Origin of the sequence: Vibrio sp. 10N.222.46.A1, assembly GCF_041473595.1 — a bacterium.
GTDB classification, from domain to species: domain Bacteria; phylum Pseudomonadota; class Gammaproteobacteria; order Enterobacterales; family Vibrionaceae; genus Vibrio; species Vibrio tasmaniensis_A.
Genome location: NZ_JBFRSN010000651.1, coordinates 1 through 3,774, shown reverse-complemented (window position 1 = coordinate 3,774; position 3,774 = coordinate 1). Strand labels below are relative to the sequence as shown.

At 44.3% G+C, this 3,774-nt stretch carries 3 protein-coding genes; all 3 read left to right on the top strand.

The features are described 5' to 3' along the window. Nucleotides 1-101: 101 nt before the first annotated feature. The 3 genes from AB4496_RS17710 to AB4496_RS17700 all read left to right on the top strand — a co-directional run bounded on the left by AB4496_RS17710 (nucleotide 102) and on the right by AB4496_RS17700 (nucleotide 3,760). Nucleotides 102-2,714 carry a molybdopterin oxidoreductase family protein gene (locus tag AB4496_RS17710; protein WP_032555002.1) on the top strand — a complete coding sequence of 871 codons (2,613 nt, stop codon included), beginning with the start codon at nucleotides 102-104 and terminating at the stop codon, nucleotides 2,712-2,714. Between the two features lie 616 nt (nucleotides 2,715-3,330). After that, nucleotides 3,331-3,543, top strand: coding sequence for a DUF2971 domain-containing protein (locus tag AB4496_RS17705; RefSeq protein WP_083783993.1), 213 nt, complete (start codon nucleotides 3,331-3,333; stop codon nucleotides 3,541-3,543). Then, nucleotides 3,473-3,760, top strand: a complete 288-nt coding sequence (locus tag AB4496_RS17700; RefSeq protein ID WP_170962756.1) for a hypothetical protein — start codon at nucleotides 3,473-3,475, stop codon at nucleotides 3,758-3,760. Before AB4496_RS17705 ends, AB4496_RS17700 begins: the two co-directional genes overlap by 71 nt. The last annotated feature ends 14 nt before the right edge of the window (nucleotides 3,761-3,774 follow it).

Sequence of the window (3,774 nt, the reverse complement as noted above, 5' to 3'; positions counted from 1 at the left end):
TTTATTAAGTGATTGTTTTTAATGTTAAATATTTCTTTTTTGTCGGCTGGTATTAAGTGGCGTGCTATTTGCTTGGTTTGAGTTATTACAATTATGGATAATTGAGCGAGAAACGGATGACCGATTCAAACAGCGGTTGGATAAAATCAACCTGTGCTTATTGTGGTGTAGGGTGTGGAATAGAAGCGAGACCGACATCGTTAGGAAAACTAGAAGTACGTGGTGATAAAGATCATCCATCAAACTATGGGAAGCTATGTACTAAAGGGATTGCGCTTGGTGATACTGTCACGCCTTTAGGGCGCCTAACACAGCCTGCTCATATTCAGAATGAGCAAAAACAAGAGCTGGATTGGAACAGTGCCACTCAGTTGGTTGCAGACAAATTCAATCAAACGATTGAAGAATTTGGAGCCGATTCGGTTGCGTTCTATGTTTCTGGTCAGCTGCTTACTGAAGACTATTATGTTGCCAATAAATTGATGAAAGGCTTCATCGGCAGTGGCAACATCGACAGTAATTCTAGGCTGTGCATGGCTTCAACCGTGGTTGGGCATAAGCGAGCATTTGGCGCAGACACCGTACCTGTCTGTTATGAAGATCTCGAGCAAGCCGATCTGGTTGTGATTACAGGCTCCAACCTAGCATGGTGTCATCCGGTACTTTTCCAAAGGCTAAGAGCCGCGAAACAAGCCAACCCTGCATTGAAAGTCATCGTCATCGACCCGCGTTATACCGACACCTGTGAAATCGCAGACATTCACTTGGCATTGGAATCTGGCTCAGACGTGGCGCTGTTTAACGGTTTATTGGGTTACCTCGACGATAACGACAAGCTAGATTCAGACTATATAGAAAACCACACTCAAGGCTTTACTGAAGCGATTCGTTCTGCAAGTCATTATTGTTATACCGAATCAGACTATACCGAATCAAGTAAGGGAGACAAAAGCGTTCCTGAGCTAACAGGGCTTACTGAACAGCAACTTGAACAGTTCTACCAGTTGTTTGCATCTAACGAGAAGGTGCTCACCATCTATTCCCAAGGCGTAAATCAATCCACACAAGGGTGTGACAAGGTAAACGCCATTATTAATTGCCATTTAGCCACTGGGAAAATTGGCAAGCCGGGCGTGGGGCCATTCTCTGTAACGGGTCAGCCGAACGCAATGGGTGGGCGTGAGGTGGGCGGCCTAGCCAATACCTTAGCGGCGCACTTTGAGTTTGGTGATCCGCAATCACACCAAACGGTGAGCGAGTTCTGGCAAACCGACAGCTTAGCCACACATGCGGGTTTAAAAGCGATCGACCTGTTTGGTGCCATGAATGAGGGAAAAATCAAAGCGGTGTGGATCATGGCAACGAACCCAGTCGTGAGCCTGCCTGATAGCGAAAAAATCAAAGCCGCACTAGAGAAGTGCCCATTTGTGGTGGTGTCTGATTGTATTGCCGATACTGAAACCATACGCTTGGCCGATGTGGTGCTGCCCGCGCAAGGGTGGAGCGAGAAGTCGGGCACCGTGACTAATTCTGAGCGTCGAATCTCGCGCCAACGCCGTATATTACCAAGCCCAGGGGAAGCCAAACCTGATTGGTGGATATTAAAAGAAGTCGCGCAAAAAATGGGATTCAAAGAGCAGTTTGAGTATCGCCACGAAGGCGAGATCTTCAAAGAGTATTGCGAGATGACTGCGCTTGGTAATGAAACAGGTAAAGCGCGTGACTTGTGCTTAATAGGGCTCACTCAATTGGATGAAAAAGGCTATGGTGAACTCACTCCGCAACAATGGCCAGTACTTGAATATCAACCAGAGATCATTGAACAGCGCATGTTCACCGACGGCGAGTTCTTTACTGAATCTGGCAAAGCGCAGTTTATCGCGGTTGAGCACGACAAGCCGATTGCTGATACCAGTGTCGAATTCCCACTTATCATGAACACAGGCCGAATCCGAGACCAATGGCACACCATGAGCCGCACGGGCTTGGCCGCAGGTTTAGGCGAACACACACCAGAACCCTTTGTTGCCATGCACCCAGATACGGTTGCAGCACTTGGTTTAGAAGAGTTCGGCTTAGATGAATTTGGGCTAGATGCTTTCAACCACACCACTATTAATCCAGTGGTGAAAGTGCGCAGTGAACAAGGGGAGTGCCAAGCTCGCTTAGTGGTAACCAAAGAGATGCGCCGCGAACAAGTCTTCATGCCTATTCACTGGAATGCACCGACCGCCAAAGACAGCAAACCGTGTGACCTGATCTTGCCTCATACCGATGCGGCTTCAGGCCAGCCAGAGTTTAAACACACCCCAGTGGTGGTTGAGCCGTGTGGTTATCGTAGTGAAGCCGCACTGGTCAGTGACAAAGTGATGGATTGCAGCGGATTTGATTACTGGGTGCGCCAAAGAGTGGAGGGCGGTTTTCTGTATCGCATATCTTCCTCTAAGAACCCAATGGAGTTGGTGATTCAGCTTGCTAACACACTCGATGCTTTACCAGAACCGAATGCAGAAGCAATTAAGTCACTCCATTATCACGGCAACAAATCATTCAAGAACTACGGCTCTGCCAAGCTGGATCAATTTGGCGTGAAGCAAGCGTTCGTAGTCAACAGTAAGCTCGACCATCAAAGCATCGAATGGCTAGTGGAGTGCCTAACCCGAGAAGCCGATCAAGAGTTCGAAGCCGAGTTTTTGAGTGCCATGGCAAAGTAGTTATTACCTCTTATTCATCCATACTTATAACGTAGACGCCGACTATCATGTCGGCGTTTTTGTTTGAGAGCACGACACCCAAGATATGAACAACTCACATATTGGGTGGTTTTCTGCTTTTCGTCATGTCTGATACGAAGATAAGTAGGTAAGATGATGTTATTAAATGGGTTATTGGACCTAGTGCAGCGCGTCTTGGAAACTAGACAGAATTGTTTCAGAGACAAAATTCAGGATTATTCTGTCTAACATAGCTGTTATGTGATTAGGTGTGAATGTTTAGGTAGAGTGGAAAATGTATGAAAAATTCTGAAGTGACGTCCTTATAAAAATACAAGCCCCTGAATCAATTCACACTAGATATTATAGCTTCAGAACGCATTAACTATGCACTACCTGAGTCATTTAATGATCCTTTCGATACGAAATGCTCGTTTCCCAGCAATACCGCCATGACTTCATCTACTAATGTAAATAAAATCGCACGAGCCTTTCCCAATGAGCCAGACATTATGGCATTCAAACTCAAAAATGTAATTCCAGATATTGATAGGTTTCATCATCATTTGAAAACTTTGGAATCGTATTACTGACAGAAAACGCAACTGATATTCTAATGTGGTCTCATTATGCTGATAATCACAATGGAATTTTTATTGAGCTAGAAAGAAACGAGCAGAATGAATTGGGCAATCATGAGGTAACTAGAAAAGTAAAATATACTAAAAGTTATCCGTCATTGAATACAAAAATTTTACTTGAAAAAGATAGGTTTAATGCATCATTGCAAAGAGATTTTATACACAAAATATTTGCAATGGAAATATGAAAAAGAGTTGCGAACTTTTAAACCACAAGGTGATAGAGGTTATCCGTTACCCGGAAAAATCTTATCAATCTCTTTTGGCGTAAGAGCGTCACCAATAGACATTGAAATAGTCAAGAAATTAATAGTGGGCACGGAAATAAAGTTGTTCCACGCTGAGTTAAAGCAAGGGGATTTTGGCATTAAGTTCAAAAAATCACATAATAAAAATGTTAGTTGAAGCGTGTATTATAA

Bases quoted from the DNA above. Each gene is read 5' to 3' on its own strand.
- AB4496_RS17705 (WP_083783993.1), top strand. From the start codon at position 3,331: ATGTGGTCTCATTATGCTGATAATCACAATGGAATTTTTATTGAGCTA.